Genomic DNA, 17,973 nt, shown 5'->3' with positions numbered 1-17,973 from the left:
GGCGGGCGCGGTGCCCGCCTTCTCCTGGAGAAACATCGTGAAGCTGATCGCCGAGTGGCGCCAGTCGTGGCGCCTCTGGTCCGTGCGCGTGTCCGCGCTGGGCGCCGCCGTATTCGCCTTCCTGCTCGCCGCGCCCGACCAAGCGCTGGCGATCTGGAACGCGCTGCCGACAGAGGTGAAAGCGCATCTGCCCAACCAGCAGGAGCTGGGCCTCGCCTTGCTCACCGCCGCGGCGGTGGCCCGCGTACTCAAGCAGAAGGAGGCGCGCGATGGCCAGCCTCGATAATGCCGCACCGCGTGCGGGCAAGTCGCCGCTGACCGCTCTCGCGATCACAATGGGCGTGGCGGCGGCAGCCCTGACGACGCCGTTCGTGGCTGGCTGGGAAGATGGGCCGGCCGGACCTGCGCTCCTGCCATATCGCGACATAGTCGGGGTATGGACGCAGTGCAGCGGCGAGACGCTCGGCGTGACCGCGCGATCGCCCAAAGAGACGCCCGCGGGTTGTGCGATCAAGCTCGATCGTCGGCTCGCTGGCTTCGCCCAGGCGGTCGCCACCTGCACGCCATCGCTTCGCGGACGGGACTATCAGTGGGCAGCGGCAACCAGCCTCGCCTACAACATCGGCACAGGCGCCTATTGCAAGTCGACGGTGGACCGTCGCTTTGATGCCGGCGACTGGCGCGGCGCGTGCGATGCCTTCCTTATGTGGAACAAGGCCGGGGGGAAGGTCGTCGCTGGCCTTGCGAGCCGCCGTCGTGCCGAGCGCGACCTGTGCCTGACAAGGCTGCCCCAATGACCGGCTGGCAGGTCCGGGCGATCGCCGCCGCCGTCGTAGCGCTGTTGCTCGCCGCGGCCCTCTTCACCGCCCACCGGAAGGGCGAGCGGGCAGGGGTCGACCACGTCACCGTTCAGGTGCAGCGCGATCACGCCGCCGCCGTCACGGTGGCGCGCCAGGACGAGCGCGCCGCCGTCGACGCATCCGCCACCATCGCGACCAGCGTCGCGCAACAGACGGTCGCCTCGGCGGCCGTCACGCATCACATTGTGGAGAACCTGCGCCATGCGCTCGACACTATCCCGCCTGCTCCTGCCGGCGATCCTCTGCCTGCCGCTCCTATCGACGGCATGCGGGACGACATCAACACTGCCATCGCTCGCGCGAACCGAGCGGCCGAGGCTGCCACCGCTGTCGCCGGAGCTGGTCAAGACGGAGCATCTTGAGCCGCTGGCCGCGAAGCCCCTCGGGCGGCTGGTGACGATCGACGTGGCGGTGCTGACGGAGATCATGACGCGGTTCGCCGAGGCGGTGGGCGCAGTCGAGCGCGGCAACCTGCGGGTCGGCGGCGTGATCCGGGAACGGCGGTGCGTCTCCGCGCTACTCGCTACCGGTGCGCCGCCGCCGGGGTGTCCGCCGTTGCGAACGCAATGACGTGGGGTCGGTCAGTGATGGCCGGCCCCATTTTATGTTCTGCCATGTACATGCAGGCCAACCGCGATCGCGTCGGCGGTTGATGCCCGCAGCGCGCGGTGAGATGTTCAGCTATCGCGCCATCCGCTCGGCTGCGATCCGGCGCCGGTCGTTTGAGACATGCCGGCCGGCGCCGTTGCGGCTGCCACACAACAGGGCCGGTTAGTCGCTGATCAACGCCTGCCGCGCTGCCACTGCCATCTCGCGGAACGCGGCCTGCCAAGGTCGCGCCCGCATCCTTCCACGCCCACGGCCCCTCCAGCCGCTCGATCCGGCTGTCCCATAGCTTCTCGGCGAGATGCTCGATCACCGCCTCGTCGTCGTTGCTGGTGCATAGTCGGCAGCGTGCCATGTCGAATCGCTTGCGATGTTGTTCCCGATCCGTTCCATAGCCGGATGCGGCCCGGCGAGCGAATCACGGTCGAGCTATCGATACAGATCCTGCGTACCGCCATGTCGGCTGGCGAGCAGGTGCCGCCCGACTGCGCGCCCGTTCGCCTCGCCCTGCGTTGCCTCTGGCGGCACTGCCCAGAGCGGTGGCCGCTCTATTCATTCTGGGAGGGCTGCCAGGGAGGGCACGAGATCGGCCGCCAGCAGACGATGACGTCGGCGTTTAACGGGATCATCCGCCAGCTGCGCCGCTCGGGCGCTTGGTCCGACACGTCGGGCTAATCGCGGTGTCGCGTCGCCAGCCGCAGGAACACGATCGCGCCGACCAGCGCCGCGGCGAACACCACGAATATTACGAGCTGGCCATCCATCGCGGCCGGCTATCGGAACATGGCGCTCGCGGCAAAGCCCTGAGGGGTAAGCTACCATCGGCCGTGCCAGTGACGGGCTAAGCCGTCCGCGGCCAACTGGTCGACCGCGCCCTGCGGTGCATCCGCGGGCAACGCCCAGCCCTCACCGTCCTGAAGCGCAGCGTCGATGATCGTTTGAAGGTCGGAGGGAAGGGCCGTCATGATGCGCGCCGGAGGTTATGCGGCGGCGGCAGTATCGCGCAAGCCGTCACCATGGTATCGTGGGATCGAAGCCCGAGCAGGTTCGCGAGGCAGATTTTTTATCCATGGTATGTCACATGGAAAATTGCCGCATGCCATTCAACAGGCTTGCGGAATTCCGCCATTTTTGAGGCTTGATATGACTGCCTCCCTCTCCGCCATTTCAGTACCCGAGCGGGCACGCCGACCGCCGCCGATTTCCCTCCTTGCGCTGCGACCAACGTCCTGAGCAGGTCGCTTTTCGATCCCATGATGCGGACCTCGTCGTCGGAGACCTCGACGCGTTGGGCGAGCGCGCGCAGGTGATCCCGCCGATAGCCGCCCCCGCCGAGCCTCATCCGCTCGCGCGCGGCCTGTGACAGGCGCCCGACCATCTCCGCGTGATCGCCCGCTCGCCCGTGCTCTCCAGCATCGCCTGCGCCCGGTCGGCATCGACGCGCGACTGGTCGCGGATGACCTTGAGGCCGGCGATCCGCTCCTTCAGCGCCGGGTCGTCGAGGTCGGCGACGCCCGCCTCGATCGCGTCGTAGAGGCGCTTGAGGCGCAGCTCCGATTCGGCCGCGCGGCGGTTCAGCTCGGCGATGTGGACGCGGCGCCGCTCGGATTGCTCCTCGCGGCGGCCGAGGATCGTCTCCAGCAGCTCCTCCAGCCGCTCGGGATCGAGCAGCCGGTCCTCGATGTGACCGGCGACGAGGCCATCGAGCTTGTCCATCGGGATCGCCCGCCCCTTGCAGCCGGTTTCGCCCTGACGCGCCTTGATCGAGCAGGCATAGTAGCGGTAGCGCCCGCCCTTGCCGGTGCGGATCGTCATCGCGCCCCCGCAATTGCCGCAGAAGCAGATGCCGGTGAGTAGCGTCGGGCCGATGACGACGCGGTGCGGCAACGCGGTCTTCTGGTTGCGCGCCTTCATCAGCGCTTGCACCGCGTCGAAGGTCGCGCGCTCGATCAGCGGCGGCACTGCGACGGTCACGACCTCGGCGTCCGGCTTCTTCTCCTTGGTCTTGGAGCGGCGGTTGAACTCGTGCTCGCCAATATAGGTGCGGCGCGTCAGAATGCGGTGGACCTGGCCGATGCCCCAGCGCCCGCCGTCGCGGGTGAAGATGCCGCGGGCATTGAGGTGCTTGACGATCGCCTTGACGCCCATCTGGCTGTAATCGGCCTCGGCGCCGAGCGCGAGACGGTAGATCAGGCGGATCGTGTCGGCGTGGAGCGGGTCGATCTCCCGCTTCTTCTTGGTCCTGGCGCCGCGCTGCTCGGCTGCGACGGTGCGGTAGCCGATCGGCGGCAGCGAGCCGTTCCAGAAACCCTGCCGGGCGTTCTCTTTCAGCGCGCGCAGGACGTGCTTGGCGTTCTCCTTGGACTGGTACTCGTCGAACAGCGCCATGATCTGACGCATCATGACGTGCATCGGGTCGTCGCCCATCTCCTGCGTGATCGAGACGAGCCGCACGCCGTTCTTCGCCAGCCTGCGGACGTAGAACTCCAGCTCGAAGTGATCGCGGAAGAAGCGACTGAACGAGTGGACCACCACCACGTCGAACGGCGCGGGCTTGGACGTGCCGGCCTCGATCATGCGCTGGAACTCGGGGCGGCGGTCGTTGGTGGCCGAGGCACCGGCTTCGACAAACGTGTCGACGAGCCGGTAGCTGCGCGAGGTGCAGTAGGTCTCGCCCTGCCGCTTCTGGTCGGGGATCGACACGTCGTGCTCGGCCTGCCGGACGGTGGAGACGCGCAGGTTAGAGCGCGGCGCGCTGGACGATGTCGGGCGTCTCGGCGTTCACGGCCGGTCTCCTTGCTTGTCGGATGTCGGGATCAGCTCCAGCGCCAGCACGACGCGATCGGGGATGACCTTGGGGGCGAGCTTGCGCCCGCTGCGCTCCATGCGGACGATGCCGTGGGCAATCATGGCTTTCAGCGTGCGCGACAGGTTCGGCTTGGCGCGGCCGGTCAGCGCGACCAGCGCGTCGAGCGACTCCGGCTCGCGTTCGGCGATGAGGCGGAGCATGTCGCGATTGGCAGCGGAAAGGATGCGCGCGAAGGACTCGGTCGAGCCGAACCACACCGCCGGCTCGCCCGGCGCTGGCTGCTCCTCACCCCGCATGATGCGCTTGCCCCGCGCCTTCATCTCTTCGGTGTCGGCGATGCCGATCGTCAACGTCGTCACGGTGCGCGTGTCTCCCGTCCGGGCAGCTACCGGGCCGGGCGCGAGCGTCACACGGGCCGGATGCTGTCCACAACAATTATCCCCAATAGACAACATAATCCAGGGAAATGATGGGCGCGACCGGCGCGCGTCGCACGATCCTATCGGCCGGTGGGTCCGAACAGCTCGTCGAAGAGGTCGGCGAACCAGCGCTCGAACACCTCGATCTCCGCCTCGGTGACCGGCACGCGCTCGGGCCAGTCGTCGGTGACGCGCCACGCCCTCCCGGCTGCGCGAGGCGAACCCGGCTGCGGGTCCGGCTCGATGGCATAATAATCGTAGAGGTCGTCGGGCAGGATGCCGGCGGCATTGCCAGCGCGGCGGGTGGAGCGAGGGTGACGGTCGGGCACGGACGTCGATGAAGTCTCCTGTGGTTCGTCGCGGTACGGTCCCGCCCCGCGATCCTGCCGTCTCGTTCCTGGCGGTGAAGCGGTCATGACGCGATACCTCGATCGCGTCAGCCGATCGCAGCGCCGGACGTGCCGCCGGCCCGCCGCGCCTTTGCGAACGCGCGATCCGTTGCCATGAACCGCTCCAGCATCGGCGCGATCAGCCGCGTGGGATCGGCCGCCGGCTGTCCGCTCTCGCGGGCGAGCACCTCGGCGTAGGCGGTCAGATCGCGGTGCAGGTCCGCCGGCAGTTCCAGCGTGACTTTCACGGGTTTGTCGTCGGCAATCGGGCCGAGCTTCAGCCTGGTCATGGGACGGCTCCATAGGGTTCGAGGATAAGGTCGCGCGTGACGATGATGCGCATCGGGAAGCCCGGTCGGATCGTCAGTGTCGGTGCGATGTCGAGCTGGCGGCCGACCACCTGCCGACCGGTTTGGCTGATGCCGTCCGACGCACCCTGGCGGAGAGCACGGGCGAGGTCGCTCTGCTCGCCCGAGCCGCCGGCCTGCGCGCCGACCGACAGCAGCGTCGACAGCCCGGCGGCCTTGGCCAGATCCCACCAGTGGTGGTCGACGCCGTCCTCCAGCCCGGCATAGCCTTGCGCGTCGGCACCGGGCTGGCGCTCCAGCACGATCGAGCGGCCGTTGGGGAAGATGAGGCGGGTCCAGGCGAGCAGGACACGCCGCTGGCCGAAGCCGACGCCGCTATCGTACTGGCCGACGATGCGGGTGCCTTGCGGGATCAGCAGCAGGCGTCCGGTCGGGCTGTCGTAGACGTTCTCCGTCACCTGCGCGGTGACCTGGCCAGGCAGGTCCGAGCGTATGCCGGTGACGAGCGCAGCGGGGATCACTGCGCCGGCCTGCACGACGAACGGCGATGGCGGTGCCGTCACGCGATCCGGCGCGACGGTGCGCCGGTCGGCCGTCTGGTTGAGGAAGGCTAGCTGTCGATCCTGCGTGGTGGGCGCGGCCGTCTGGCCGGGCGCTCCCATGCCGACGAGGTTCGGCATCCCGTCGCCTGGTCCACTGCCGCCCGTCGTCGCGGTGGCTGCACCGGACTGGAAGAACACCCGGCTGGTGCGCGCCGCCTCCAGCTCCTGCCTCCGCCGTTCCAGTTCCTGGCGGCGGCGCTCGGCCTCGGGGTCGGGCGGTGTGGACGAAGCCGGCGCGTCGATCCCCGGCACCGGCACGGGCTGCCTGCGGTTCTGCGCGTCGAGGATGGGCCGGCCGAGATCGCCCGGTAGCGGCGGTCCGAGCACGGGGCCGGCATAGTCCTTCCGCAGCGCGTTGAGGCCGTCCGGCGTCGAGCGGCCATCTGTCGTGTAGACCTCCTCGGCGGGCTTGCCGCCCTGTTGGCCCTGGAGCGCGTAGGTCAGCGCGCCGCCGAGGCCGACGCTTGCCACGCCGCCGATCACCGCCAGCGCCTTGCGCGACAGCCGCGTGACGCGCGGTGGCTCGGGCCGCAGCCGCATCGGCGCGACCGGCTCGCCGGTCAGCGGCCGGGCGTCGTCGTCGGCTTCTAGCTGGCTCAGTTCGCTCTTCTCGGAATTGATGCCGCTCATGACGACGGCCTTCCATCGGTACGGAGGATGCGGACGGTCAGCTGATCGTCGCCCTTGCCGAGCCGCAGTTCGGCGGCACCGAACAGGCGGTCGACGATCAGGACGTTGCCGTGGACACGGCTGTTGACGATCTCGGGTTCGCCTTCGGGACCGACGACGAAGAGCGGCGGCATCTCGCCCTGGACGATCCCGCGCGGGAACTCGACGTAGACGCGGCGACCATCGTCGTAGACCGCGACCGGCCGCCACGGCGGCGCGTCGCCGGTGAGCGCATAGCGATAGGTGCGCTCGGCGGCGGCCGGGATGATCGGCGTCGCCGGCACCAACGGCTGCTGCGACGGCGGTGGTGCCGGATAGTTCCACGCCACCAAAGGCATGTAGGGCCGCTCGCCCGCGTGCAGCTCGATCACGTAGAGCCGCCGGTCGGTGGTGATAACGAGGTTGGTGGAAAGGTCCGCCCGCGTCGGCTTGACGAGGACGTGGACGCGGCGGGTGTCGCCGGCTCCGCTCTCGGTATCGCCACCACCTATCGCCCCGACAGCGTGATCGATGTCGAGCATGAGCAGTTTGCAGGCGCGATGCAGCGTTTCGGCGAACTCACCGGTGAGGATGTCTTTCAGTGGCAGGGGTATCTCGCCGCGCACCGCCGCCGTCGCGCGGACTTCCGTGCCGCCGGTGCGACGGCAACCGATCATGGGCACCCGACGGTCGCCACCGCCGATCTCGCGCCGGCGGAAGCGAAGGCGTTGTTTGCGCGGATCGTCGGCGGCACTTGGACGGCGGCAGACGCCGAACTGTTCCGTGCGCAAATGCGGACGGAAATGGCACGCATGTCGCTGGACGATGGCATGGTAATGCAAATCCACCCCGGCAGCTATCGCAACCACAATGCCGGCCTGTCCGCCAGCCATGGACGCGACAAGGGCGCCGATTTTCCGACGCGGACCGAATTCGTGCAGGCGCTGAAGCCGATGCTGGACGTCGTCGGCAACGCCTCCGACCTGACGATCATCCTCTTCACGCTGGACGAAAGCGTCTATGCGCGCGAACTGGCTCCGCTAGCCGGTCATTATCCCTGCCTGCGGCTCGGCCCCGCCTGGTGGTTCCATGACAGCCCCGAAGGCATGCGCCGTTTTCGCGAAATGACGATGGAAACGGCCGGCTTCTACAATACGGTCGGCTTCAACGACGATACCCGTGCCTTCCTCTCCATCCCCGCCCGCCACGACGTCGCGCGGCGCGTGGATTGCGCCTTTCTTGCTCGCCTGATCGCCGAACATCGCATGCAGGACTGGGAGGCGGCCGATCTCGCACAGGAATTGACGAGCGGCCTGGTTCGCCGGGCGTATCGGCTGTGAGGCTGTCCACCGAGACCGCCGATCGCCTGCCCGCCGCCGTGGTGCGCGGTGACTATGATCGCCAGAAGCAGCGTGCGGGCATCGTCCATCTGGGCATCGGCGCATTTCACCGCGCCCATCAGGCGGCCTATACCGATATGGCAATGGCGGCGGGCGATCGCGACTGGGCGATTACGAGCGTGTCGCTGCGCTCGCAGCAGGTGCGCGATCACCTCGCTCCTCAAGGCTGCCTGTATACCGTCACCGAGCGGCAGGCCAGCGGTCCGGCGATACGGCTGGTAAAAGCCGTCACCGATGTGATCGTCGCACCCGAAGCGCCGGGGCGTGTACGCGCGGCACTTGCCTCGCCGGCACGCGGATCGTGACTCTGACCGTGACCGAAAAGGGGTATGCACAGGACGCTAGGGCAGGCGTTGCCGTGGCGGGAGCGACACCGCGCTCCATCTATGATTATTTCGCCCAAGCGGTGATCGAGCGGCACGACGCCGGATTGGCACCACTGACGCTGATTAGCTGCGATAACCTTTCGAACAACGGCGGCGTGCTTCGGCAGCGGCTGGGCGCACATCTGGATAGACTCTCACCGTCGCATCGTCGCTGGTTCGAGGAGGCATGGACCTGCCCCGCCACGATGGTCGATCGGATCGTTCCCGCGACGACCGCAGCGGACCTCGATGCCGTGGAGGAGATGCTCGGCATGCGCGACGAGGGTGCGGTAATTACCGAGCCGTACAGCCAGTGGGTGATCGAGGATCGCTTTGCCGACGACCGGCCGCGATGGGACCTCGCCGGCGCCACCTTCGTCGACGATGTGGCGCCGTTCGAAACGGCCAAGCTGCGCATGTTGAACGGCGCGCATTCGGCGCTCGCCTATCTCGAGCTGGCACGTGGGCATGCCTTCGTTCATCAGGCCATCGCCGATCCCGAAATCGGGCCGCTCATCGGCCATTTGATGTGCAACGAGGCAGCACTCACGATCCGACCCAGCCCGGGGCAGCACCTCGACCGCTACGCCGATCTGCTGCTCGCGCGCTTCCGTCATCCTGCGCTTCCGCATCGACTGATACAGATTGCCGCGGATGGCTCGCAGAAGATCGGCGCACGCTGGCTCGCTACGCTTGCCGACAATCGTGCCGCGGGACGATCCTCCCCAGCTATTCTCCAGGCGATTGCAGCATGGGTCCTGTTCGTACGCGGTGACCGGCAATCGGTCGACGATCCGAACGCGGAAATGATGGCACAGGCTTGGACGCGAGCGGGGTCTGACGGCGTGGTCAACGCGCTGCTCGGACCCTCGGGCATATTCAGCGAAGGCCTTGTTCTGTCGAACGACGAACGCGTCAAGGTTCGTAACCTGTTGTCGTAGGTGTCGCCGGAGGGACTCCACAGAGCCACGCCGAACTTAACTGCCGGCATGTGCAGGGAGGTGATTAGAAACGATGGCAGCAAGTCATCCACGTTCAACGATACATATTTAACAGGAAATTTGGTAGGTTAGCTGCCGTTCCGAGAAGCTGCTCGCAGCCGTCCGTTCAACCAGTCGAGAGCGAGGCCGCTAGGTACTGATGCCGCGACTATCAGACTAATTGACTGCCACGTGGGCCAAGCCTGTTGCCTACCCAAAACGAGAAAAAGGTAGCATAGAACGACGCCAAGCACACTGAAGCCGTAATCGTATCGATTAGGTCGCCGTCTTCGCATGGTTACACGATGGCCGAAGCCGACGATGTCCGCAATTAGGGCTAAGCGGACGGGAACCGGGAGCATGTTTGCTCAGCACGCGCTCAGTTGAGCAGCCAGATCGCCGCAAGGATCAAAGACCCCACGCCCGCAATGCGAACGGCACCGGCTGGAACGGGCCCGTTAGGGATCCTCGGCCTGACCGAACCATGCGCTTCGTGTCATGGCTAATTTGTCGCGCCAACAACGGAAGGGCTGCTCCAAAGAAGCCAAAAAGCCGTCCGGTCAAAGTTCTCATGCTTGGAGACTAGTCGATCCCCGGAATGTCGGCGATTGGATCGTTTGTGTTGCGGCCATCCGGTCAAGGCTGATGACTACCATGTTCCCGCCGCGATCCGACGCTGGCGCTCGCCTTCGGCCGCGCTGGTGCTTGGGTGGGGATGAGGTGCTGTGGGAATGGAGCCCATCGGGGCCCACCGCGTGACGATCACGCCTTTTGCGCCAACCTGTTGGTCCAGCAGCCGCCACGCACCGGGTATGGTGCTCTCGGCGAACAGTCGCTTGCCCTTTCCGAGCACGACGGGAAAAGTCATCAGCACCAACTCGTCAATCAGCCCCGCAGTGAGCAGGGGAGGGTAGAGTGTGGATGATCTTGGATGAGCAGATCTGGGCCATCACTCTCCTTGAGTTGCAGCACTGCGGCAATGCCGGCGAGGCGGTGACTGTTGGCCCAATCGAGCGACTGAACGCCATGAGTGACGACGTGTTTGTCTGCCGCGGTTAACGCCTCGCCCATGGCGGCCATTTCGCCTTCAACGTACGGCCAGTACCCGGCGAAAATGTCGTAGGTCCGCCGACCAAGTAGGAGTGCGTAGGGTTTGCCGGAAAAGCCCGCTCAGGACCGGTCCGATCACATCCTCTGCGATGCCGAAGACCCAGCCTCCCTGATCCAAGCCATCGGACGGGTCCTCGGTTGGACCTCCAGGGGCTTGCATGACGCCGTCGAGCGACACGAAGGCTGCAGCGGTCAGCTTGCGCATTGATCTATCATCCGAAATCTTTCCGCGCACCCTCATCCTTTACTGGAACACGCCAATCGGCAAGCGAACAGTACAGCCTCTGCGGCACAGGGACGAGAGGCTGCTTTGAGGCTGCAATGACCTTGCTGACAGAGACGAAATCTGGGTTATCACGGCGGAGGGGGCGGCAGCTCTCGACCAATATATTGCGGACGGCTAGCCCCACACATCTCCGTCGCCCCATCGCTGAGCTAGGCCTTTGCTGCTGTGAGAGATCGAGGTGAACGAATGTCAGAAGTTGAGAAGCGGGCAGGGCGTTAAAAATCGATTGTGGGTCTCTGCTGCCGGGAAGCTGCCAGAGACTAGCCGCCGACGGCCGATCATCCATCCGGACGGATCGCGCACCGGGCGACGCACACGCTCGCGCAGGATTGATTAACCTGGATCGGGTAACGGGTTCGTGGCGAGGCATGGGAGCAGACGATTGCCGCTCGATCAAATGACAATCTATGTGTTGACGGCGTTGTTCACGATCGTCGCAGGGATCGTCACGCTGGCATCGGGCACGCGGGAGGGCGTGGCGGGCTGGCGAAGTTTCTGGGGCGGCGGCTATGTCATGCTGGGTATTGGCATGGCGGTCTTCGACTTGCCAGCCGTCGATCGCGCCGTCCGCGTCTCCGCCGGCGCCATCCTGTCGCTGTGCGGGGCGGTGCTGGTAACGCAGGGTGTGCGGCTGCTGGCCGGGCGCACTCCCCATTGGCCGCGGCTGGTTGCGGCGCTGCTGGCCGTCTCGCTGGTGCCCCTGCTGTCGCATGATCTCGCGCATCGCCTGCAGCGCATCGCCTATATCGATTATACGATGATGATCGCGGACGTCTGGGCTGCGGTGACGGCCTTGCGTCTGGCCCGGCACGAACGCCTCCGAACCGCCTGGATGCTTGGCGGCACCTTCGTCCTGACCGCCGTGATCGGCTTCAGCCGCGGCAGCCTGTCGGCGGCGTTCGCGCTCGGCATGAATGCGCAGTTCGATTTCATCAACAATATCTGGATGGCGATGGCGCTAGCCGCCTGCTGGCCGATGCGCGGCAACCTGCCGACGCTGGTCGCGGCCGAGCGGGCCGAGCGCGCGCTGCTGCGCCTCGCCACCGAGGATGCGCTGACGGGCGCGCTGAACCGCACCGGCCTCGATCGGCTGCGGGCGCGGATGACGGGGGGCGCCGGGCTGATCCTGATCGACCTCGATCATTTCAAGGCGCTCAACGATCGGATGGGTCATGCCGAAGGCGATCGCACGCTCCAGCTGGTGGCCGCGGCGGTGCGCGAGGTGGGCGGTCCGGGCTCGCGCTTCGCCCGGCTGGGCGGCGACGAATTCCTGCTCGTCCTGCCGGGCCGCTCGCTGGCCTTCACGGCGGAGACTGCGGACCGGGTGTGTGCGGCGGTCGAGGACGCGGTGCTGGCGCACCGGCGGATCGAATGGGGCCGGTACGGCGATCTGCCGCCCGTCACCGCCAGCATCGGCGTCGCCAGCGGCAATGTCGCGGGCGAGGGCTTCGCCCGCCTAGTCGCCGAGGCGGACGAGGCGCTGTATCGAGCCAAGCGCGCCGGCCGCAACCAGGTCGGCCTCATGCGGGATGCCGCTTAGCACCGCAGGTCGGGAAGTAGCACACCGGAGAGAAAGGTAGATAATCCCACCGTCAGGCTTGATATCGCGCCCTGCTTGGCAGCGTACTGTCTCCGGCAAAGCCCTAGACCGCAAACGCGAGATGCGCCGCCAAACCTTCTAAAGCGGGTTGGATATCCCGTCGTCCGCCGGCGTCAGGATCGCCATCAGCAACGCTTTGGCTCCGGGGACAATCAAGAAGATTGTGATAAAGCGCCAAGATGGCGGGGTTAAATGCGTGCGCGCCTGACGTTGGATGTAGAATGCAACTTGCCGCTTCAACGTCGGCTTCACATTCCCTTGTCCTGGCATCGGGCGTCCGCTTTCTCCTCTGCAGACTGGCTGATGCGGTGATGGCCATCAAATGTCATGGCTCGCATTGGAAGGCGAGACTTCGAATGCGCCGGCGCGGGCGTTAGCTGCGGTATTCGCCTCCTGCTTGGATGGCAATCGGTTCGCCTGATGCAAGGCGTAGCGCCGTCCGGCGAGCATCGGGGCGATCCCATGCGACGAACGTTGCGTCGACGATCGGCTGCATAATGACAACGGCCAAACGACCGAGCCGGGGGGCGATCAACGACGACGGCAACCTCATCGCGAGCGGCGCTTCGTATTGACGTGGAATATCACAAGGATTGGAGCCGGATCGCTTTGGGCGTTGGATGCGCCAGCTAGACGGTGCAGCCGCTCTACTGTCGTCTTCGATCAAGAATGTGGCGTTTGCGGATATACCCTCCAAGCCGCGCTCCACCCACCATCGGCCTCAACAAGCAGGTATCGGCAGCGGGCGTGAAACCGATGCTGACCGGTACGTCGTCCATATGGAGGGATGATGGTCGAGGGTGATACGAGGCAATTGCTCGACGCGCTGAAGGCGCAGGAAGCGCCTCCACTCTACGATGGTACGCCGGATGAGGGACGTGCCGCCTATAGAGAGATGGCAAAAGGCCTGGACCTGCCGGCGGAGCCGGTAGCCGAAGTGGCGGACCTATTCGTCGACGGGGCGGACGGGCCGATCGCTGTGCGCGTCTATCACCCGCATCCCGCTGCCGAGGGACCGGTCGTCGTGTTCTTCCACGGTGGTGGATGGGTGATCGGCGACCTCGATACGCATCATGGTTTCTGCGCGTTCCTGGCCAACAGGCTGGATTTACGGGTCTTGTCGGTCGACTATCGGCTCGCCCCCGAGCATCGCTTTCCGGCAGCATACGAGGATTGCGTGCGCGTCGCACAATGGGCAGACTCGTCGCCCGGCGAGCTGGGGCGGCCGGTGGCAGGGATCGCGACCGCAGGCGACAGCGCGGGCGGCAGCCTCGCCGTGGCGGTGTCGCTGCACCTCAACGGTGATGGCACGCGGCGGGTGCTGGCCCAGATGCTGCTCTATCCTGCGACAGACTTGGTCGCGGAATCGGTGTCGTATGCGCGGTTCGCCGAGGGGTATCTGCTCGATCGCCGGCTGATGCAGTGGTTTCGCGATCACTACATCGGTAGCGAGGCGGAGCGCGCCGATCCGCGGACGTCGGTGCTGCGCGCGGACGATCTGTCGGCATCGCCGCCGACGGTGTTGCTGACCTGTGGACTCGACGTCCTGCGCGACGAAGGTCGAGCGTTCGGGGCGCGGCTGGTGTCGGCCGGCGTGGCGCTGTCGTTCCGCGAGGCTGCCGGCCAGATCCATGGGATCGTCAACATGCGCGGTGCACTGCCGTCGGCCGTGCCAGTCCTGTCGGCGGTGATCGACGATTTCGGGCGCTTGCTGCGCTCTGACCACTGATCAGGTTTTTATGAGGATAGACATGATGGCCGAGGCAATGACGGCGACCCGATCCGAGAGCAGCTACGTCGATGTCCTGATCGTCGGGGCCGGTGTGTCCGGCATCGGTTCCGCTTATCATCTACAGGAACGATGCGCCGGCAAGAGCTACGTCATCCTAGAGATGAAGGATGGGTTCGGAGGGACTTGGCATACACATAAATATCCGGGGGCGCGCTCCGACTCAGACCTCTACACTTATGGTTATCAGTTCAAGCCATGGGTGGGTGCGCCAATCGCCAGCCGCGAAGAAATCCTGAAGTATATTGGCGAGGTGATCGACGAGAACGGGATCGGCGACCATATCCTGTACGGCCATCGCATCACGGCGTGTCGCTGGTCGAGCACCGATAATCTGTGGACAGTGGAAGCGCACCGCGTGTCCGATGCGACGACGGTAACCTTCACCACCCGCTTCCTATGGATGTGTCAGGGCTATTACAATCACGACAAGCCCTATGTCCCGGACTGGCCCGGTCTGTCTGACTATCGCGGCACCTTCGTCCATGCACAGATGTGGGATCCAGCGATCGACTATGCGGATAAGAAGGTGCTGGTGATCGGGTCCGGCGCCACTGCGGCGACGGTCGTTCCAGCCTGTGCCGAAACGGCTGCGCACGTGACCATGCTCCAGCGCTCGCCCACGTATTTCTATTGTGCAGAGAACAGGAATGAACTGGCCGATCGCTTGCGCGAAATCGGCATCGACGAGCGGACCGTGCATCGCGTCGTGCGCGAGCAGGTCAGTTACGATCAAGACCTGCTGACGCGTCGTTGCCAGACTGAGCCGGACGTCGTCGTCGAGGAATTGCGCGAATTGATCCGCGTGGCCTCCGGCGATCCCGCATTTCAGTTCGAGCCGCATTTTACACCGCGCTATCGTCCTTGGCAGCAACGTTTAGCCTATTGCCCCGACGGCGATCTCTTCAAGGTGGCAGCCGCGGGCAAGCTGACAGTGGTCACTGACACGATCGAGCAGTTTAATGCGGATGGCGTGCGAACGTCGGATGGAACGCAGATTGATGCGGACATCGTTGTTGCCGCAACCGGTTTCAACCTTTCCGTGCTGGGGGATATTCCGTTCAGTGTCGATGGGCGCCCGATCGACTGGGGGCAGACCGTGACCTATCGAGGTATGATGATGACCGGCGTGCCCAATATGGCGTGGGTATTCGGCTATTTCCGCGCCAGCTGGACGCTGCGCGTCGACATGATGGGCGAATTCATCTGCCGGTTGTTGCGTCACATGGACGCGATCGGTGCCGCAAAGGTGGAGGTGGCACTCCGCCCCCAAGATGGCGACATGTCGATCGGGCCGTGGATCAAGGGCGAGAATTTCAGCCCCAGTTACCTGCTGCGCGATATCGACGCGCTGCCGCGCGCTGGCGACAAACCGGAATGGTGCCATACCCAGGATTATTGGGCCGAGAAGGCATTTTTCCCGGCGATCGACCTTACGGATGCGGCTTTCGTCTATGACGGGAAGCGTGTGGAGACTGACGCGCCGCTGGTGGCCAGCTAGGGTAACGGCAATCCGCTCGCGGGTCGCCGTTGGGCTGGCGATGTGTCGAAACGAGGATGGAAGGGCGGACCGGCGACACACTCGCCGCGCCAGGGTGGAGGGGACACGATGGCACGCGCGCTGACGGCGGCCGGGATGGCGGCGAGTACGGCACTGGCATTGGTTTTGACGGGATGCGGCGGCAAGAGTGCCGATGGCGCGAAGGCTGCCACCGCGCTCGACACCGCCGAACAGGCGAGCGAAACCGCGATGAAGGGCGACGGAAACGGCGATAACTGGGCTGGGATCGGCTACAGCTATGACGAGCAGCGCTACAGCCCGCTGACCGACATCAACGACCGCAACGTCGGCAAGCTGGACATAGCATGGTTCGCGGACCTCGACGACGCGCGGGGGCAGGAGGCGACCCCGGTGGTCGTGGATGGCACGATGTATGTCAGCCACGCCTGGTCGAAGGTCGACGCCTGGAACGCAGCCACCGGCAAGAAGTTGTGGTCGTTCGATCCCCAAGTGCCCGGCGAACGCGCGGTCAGCGCCTGCTGTGACGTGGTCAACCGTGGTGTGGCGGTATGGGGCAACAAGGTCTTCGTAGGCACGCTGGACGGCCGGCTGATCGCGCTAAACCGGACGACGGGCAAGCCGCTGTGGTCGACGCAGACCTTCGATACCACGAAACCCTATACGATTACCGGCGCGCCGCGCGTGGTGAAGGACATGGTACTGATCGGCAATGGCGGCGCGGAGTTCGGCGTGCGTGGTTACGTCACTGCCTATGATGCCGATACCGGCAAGCAGCGCTGGCGTTTCTACACAGCGCCCAATCCCAGGAAGCAAAAGGACGACGCCGCCAGCGACGAGATCTTCGCAACGAAGGCCAATGCCACTTGGTCCGATCGCGGCGAATGGACCGTCTCGGGCGGTGGCGGAACCGTTTGGGACGCGATCGTTTACGACAAGGATTTGGACCAGATTTACCTGGGCGTGGGGAACGGCAATCCGTGGAACCACAAGATGCGGTCCGAGGGGAAGGGCGACAATTGGTTCCTGTCATCAATCGTCGCGCTCGACGCCACGACCGGCAAATATAAATGGCATTATCAAGAGACGCCCGGCGAAACCTGGGATTACACCGCAACCCAGCCCATCATTCTTGCCGAGCAGCCGGTGGGCGGCAAGCCGACCAGGGTGCTATACCACGCGCCGAAGAACGGCTTCTTCTTCACGATCGACCGCACGACCGGCAAGCTGATCGATGCAAAGCCCTATGTCGACGGGATCAATTGGGCGACCGGCTATGACATGGCCAGCGGCCGCCCGATCGAAAATCCGGCGGCGCGCTATGAAAACACCGGCAAGCCGTTTGTCGCGATTCCCGGCGCGCTCGGTGCACACAATTGGCATCCGATGAGCTTCAGCCAGAAGACTGGCCTGGTCTACATCCCGGCACAACAGGTGCCGCAGGGCTATCTTCAGGATATGGACGCATTGGATCAGCGGAAGGTGCTGGGCTTTAACGTCGGCACTTCGTTGAAGGGGACGATGCTCCCGGACGACAAGGCGGCGTTCAAGGCGGCGGTGGCGGCGACGACCGGACGGCTGGTCGCGTTCGATCCGCGTGCTGGGAAGGTCGCGTGGAGCGTCGACTATCCGGCCGCATGGAACGGGGGTACGATGGCAACGGCAGGAAACCTTGTATTCCAGGGCACTAGTACCGGGCGGTTCCGCGCCTATGCCGCGGATACAGGCAAGCAGTTGCTTGATCTCGACATGCAGTCGGGCATCGTCGATGCCCCGTCGACCTTTCGCGTCGGCGGGGTGCAATATGTTGCGTTCCAGACCGGCAAGGGCGGCGCCTTTCCGCTGGTCGCGGGTATCGCGGGCGGTGTGACACGCAAGGTGCCCAACCTGCCACGGCTGATCGTCCTCAAGATCGGCGGCACGGCAAAGCTGCCGCCTGCGCCGACCAGCGTTACACTGCCCTGGCAACCACCAGCACAATTCGGCACGATCGCGCAGGTGACGTCGGGCAAGGCGCATTTCGGCCGCTATTGCCAAGTCTGCCATGGCGACAGCGCGATCGGGAACGGCTTCACCCCCGACCTGCGCGTGTCGGGCGCACTGGCCAATGCCGATGCGTGGAAGAGTGTCATCATCGACGGCGCGCTGAAGGACCGTGGCATGGTGAGCTTCTCACGCGTTCTGACCCCGGCCGATGTGGAGGCGCTGCGGGCCTATGTCATCGATCGATCGCGGTGGAGCAAGGCGAATTTGCCTGAAGCCAGCGCCCCCGTCGGGCGTTGA

General features: G+C 65.5%; 18 protein-coding genes and 2 pseudogenes. 12 read left to right on the top strand and 8 right to left on the bottom strand.

Going from position 1 to position 17,973, the window contains the following annotated elements:
• The 4 genes from ACGVWT_RS17765 to ACGVWT_RS17750 form a co-directional block, all read left to right on the top strand.
• Positions 1–286 (top strand): hypothetical protein (locus ACGVWT_RS17765; protein ID WP_394427573.1); only part of this gene is annotated, 286 nt, incomplete at its 5' end.
• A complete protein-coding gene (locus tag ACGVWT_RS17760; RefSeq protein ID WP_315463063.1) occupies positions 270–797 on the top strand; it encodes a lysozyme in 528 nt (175 codons plus the stop codon). The genes ACGVWT_RS17765 and ACGVWT_RS17760, both read left to right, overlap by 17 nt.
• A complete protein-coding gene (locus ACGVWT_RS17755; protein WP_315463064.1) occupies positions 794–1,222 on the top strand; it encodes a hypothetical protein in 429 nt (142 codons plus the stop codon). Before ACGVWT_RS17760 ends, ACGVWT_RS17755 begins: the two co-directional genes overlap by 4 nt.
• A gap of 31 nt (positions 1,223–1,253) precedes the next feature.
• Positions 1,254–1,430: a hypothetical protein gene (locus tag ACGVWT_RS17750; RefSeq protein ID WP_315463065.1), complete on the top strand. Its 177-nt coding sequence runs from the start codon at positions 1,254–1,256 to the stop codon at positions 1,428–1,430.
• Between the two features lie 851 nt (positions 1,431–2,281).
• On the opposite strand, the gene ACGVWT_RS17745 is transcribed toward ACGVWT_RS17750, so the two are convergent.
• The 7 genes and pseudogenes from ACGVWT_RS17745 to ACGVWT_RS17715 form a co-directional block, all read right to left on the bottom strand.
• A complete protein-coding gene (locus tag ACGVWT_RS17745; RefSeq protein ID WP_394427570.1) occupies positions 2,282–2,431 on the bottom strand; it encodes a hypothetical protein in 150 nt (49 codons plus the stop codon).
• Positions 2,432–2,804: 373 nt separating this feature from the next.
• A complete protein-coding gene (locus tag ACGVWT_RS17740; protein WP_315463066.1) occupies positions 2,805–4,169 on the bottom strand; it encodes a recombinase family protein in 1,365 nt (454 codons plus the stop codon).
• A gap of 78 nt (positions 4,170–4,247) precedes the next feature.
• On the bottom strand, positions 4,248–4,685 hold the full coding sequence (locus ACGVWT_RS17735; protein WP_394427567.1) for a helix-turn-helix domain-containing protein: 438 nt from the start codon (positions 4,683–4,685) through the stop codon (positions 4,248–4,250).
• An 89-nt stretch (positions 4,686–4,774) separates the two neighbouring features.
• Positions 4,775–5,023 carry a hypothetical protein gene (locus tag ACGVWT_RS17730; RefSeq protein ID WP_315463068.1) on the bottom strand — a complete coding sequence of 83 codons (249 nt, stop codon included), beginning with the start codon at positions 5,021–5,023 and terminating at the stop codon, positions 4,775–4,777.
• Between the two features lie 107 nt (positions 5,024–5,130).
• Entirely contained in the window at positions 5,131–5,373 is a 243-nt protein-coding gene (locus ACGVWT_RS17725; protein ID WP_315463069.1) for a DUF2274 domain-containing protein, read from the bottom strand.
• Positions 5,370–6,533, bottom strand: a complete 1,164-nt coding sequence (locus tag ACGVWT_RS17720) for a TrbI/VirB10 family protein (protein WP_315463092.1) — start codon at positions 6,531–6,533, stop codon at positions 5,370–5,372. The genes ACGVWT_RS17725 and ACGVWT_RS17720 overlap by 4 nt, the downstream gene beginning before the upstream one ends.
• An 86-nt stretch (positions 6,534–6,619) precedes the next feature.
• Positions 6,620–7,144: pseudogene (locus ACGVWT_RS17715) on the bottom strand (TrbG/VirB9 family P-type conjugative transfer protein); the annotation flags it as partial.
• On the opposite strand from ACGVWT_RS17715, the pseudogene ACGVWT_RS17710 reads away from it, so the two are divergent.
• The 3 genes and pseudogenes from ACGVWT_RS17710 to ACGVWT_RS17700 form a co-directional block, all read left to right on the top strand.
• A pseudogene (locus ACGVWT_RS17710) lies at positions 7,139–7,981 on the top strand (glucuronate isomerase); the annotation flags it as partial. The pseudogenes ACGVWT_RS17715 and ACGVWT_RS17710 sit on opposite strands and share 6 nt — an antisense overlap.
• Positions 7,978–8,346: a hypothetical protein gene (locus ACGVWT_RS17705; protein WP_315463070.1), complete on the top strand. Its 369-nt coding sequence runs from the start codon at positions 7,978–7,980 to the stop codon at positions 8,344–8,346. The pseudogene ACGVWT_RS17710 and the gene ACGVWT_RS17705, both read left to right, overlap by 4 nt.
• Positions 8,343–9,347: a mannitol dehydrogenase family protein gene (locus ACGVWT_RS17700; RefSeq protein ID WP_394427564.1), complete on the top strand. Its 1,005-nt coding sequence runs from the start codon at positions 8,343–8,345 to the stop codon at positions 9,345–9,347. The genes ACGVWT_RS17705 and ACGVWT_RS17700 overlap by 4 nt, the downstream gene beginning before the upstream one ends.
• A 688-nt stretch (positions 9,348–10,035) precedes the next feature.
• Here the strand turns inward: ACGVWT_RS17700 and ACGVWT_RS17695 are convergent.
• The gene (locus ACGVWT_RS17695) at positions 10,036–10,254 is read right to left on the bottom strand and encodes a hypothetical protein (protein ID WP_315471989.1); all 219 of its coding nucleotides are present in this window, start codon (positions 10,252–10,254) and stop codon (positions 10,036–10,038) included.
• Positions 10,255–10,307: 53 nt separating this feature from the next.
• Between ACGVWT_RS17695 and ACGVWT_RS17690 the strand changes: the two genes are divergently transcribed.
• The 5 genes from ACGVWT_RS17690 to ACGVWT_RS17670 all read left to right on the top strand — a co-directional run bounded on the left by ACGVWT_RS17690 (position 10,308) and on the right by ACGVWT_RS17670 (position 17,973).
• On the top strand, positions 10,308–10,445 hold the full coding sequence (locus ACGVWT_RS17690; protein ID WP_394427562.1) for a hypothetical protein: 138 nt from the start codon (positions 10,308–10,310) through the stop codon (positions 10,443–10,445).
• A 746-nt stretch (positions 10,446–11,191) separates the two neighbouring features.
• Positions 11,192–12,322, top strand: a complete 1,131-nt coding sequence (locus ACGVWT_RS17685) for a GGDEF domain-containing protein (protein ID WP_315463072.1) — start codon at positions 11,192–11,194, stop codon at positions 12,320–12,322.
• An 847-nt stretch (positions 12,323–13,169) separates the two neighbouring features.
• A complete protein-coding gene (locus ACGVWT_RS17680; protein ID WP_315471991.1) occupies positions 13,170–14,111 on the top strand; it encodes an alpha/beta hydrolase in 942 nt (313 codons plus the stop codon).
• Positions 14,112–14,133: 22 nt separating this feature from the next.
• Positions 14,134–15,672 carry an NAD(P)/FAD-dependent oxidoreductase gene (locus ACGVWT_RS17675; protein ID WP_315463074.1) on the top strand — a complete coding sequence of 513 codons (1,539 nt, stop codon included), beginning with the start codon at positions 14,134–14,136 and terminating at the stop codon, positions 15,670–15,672.
• A gap of 108 nt (positions 15,673–15,780) precedes the next feature.
• Positions 15,781–17,973: a PQQ-dependent dehydrogenase, methanol/ethanol family gene (locus tag ACGVWT_RS17670; RefSeq protein ID WP_315463075.1), complete on the top strand. Its 2,193-nt coding sequence runs from the start codon at positions 15,781–15,783 to the stop codon at positions 17,971–17,973.

This window comes from Sphingomonas sp. S6 (assembly GCF_043498045.1).
In the GTDB taxonomy this organism is placed as follows: Bacteria; Pseudomonadota; Alphaproteobacteria; order Sphingomonadales; family Sphingomonadaceae; genus Sphingomonas.
Note: the sequence above shows the minus strand (reverse complement) of the source record. Positions and strands in the feature narration are given on the sequence as shown.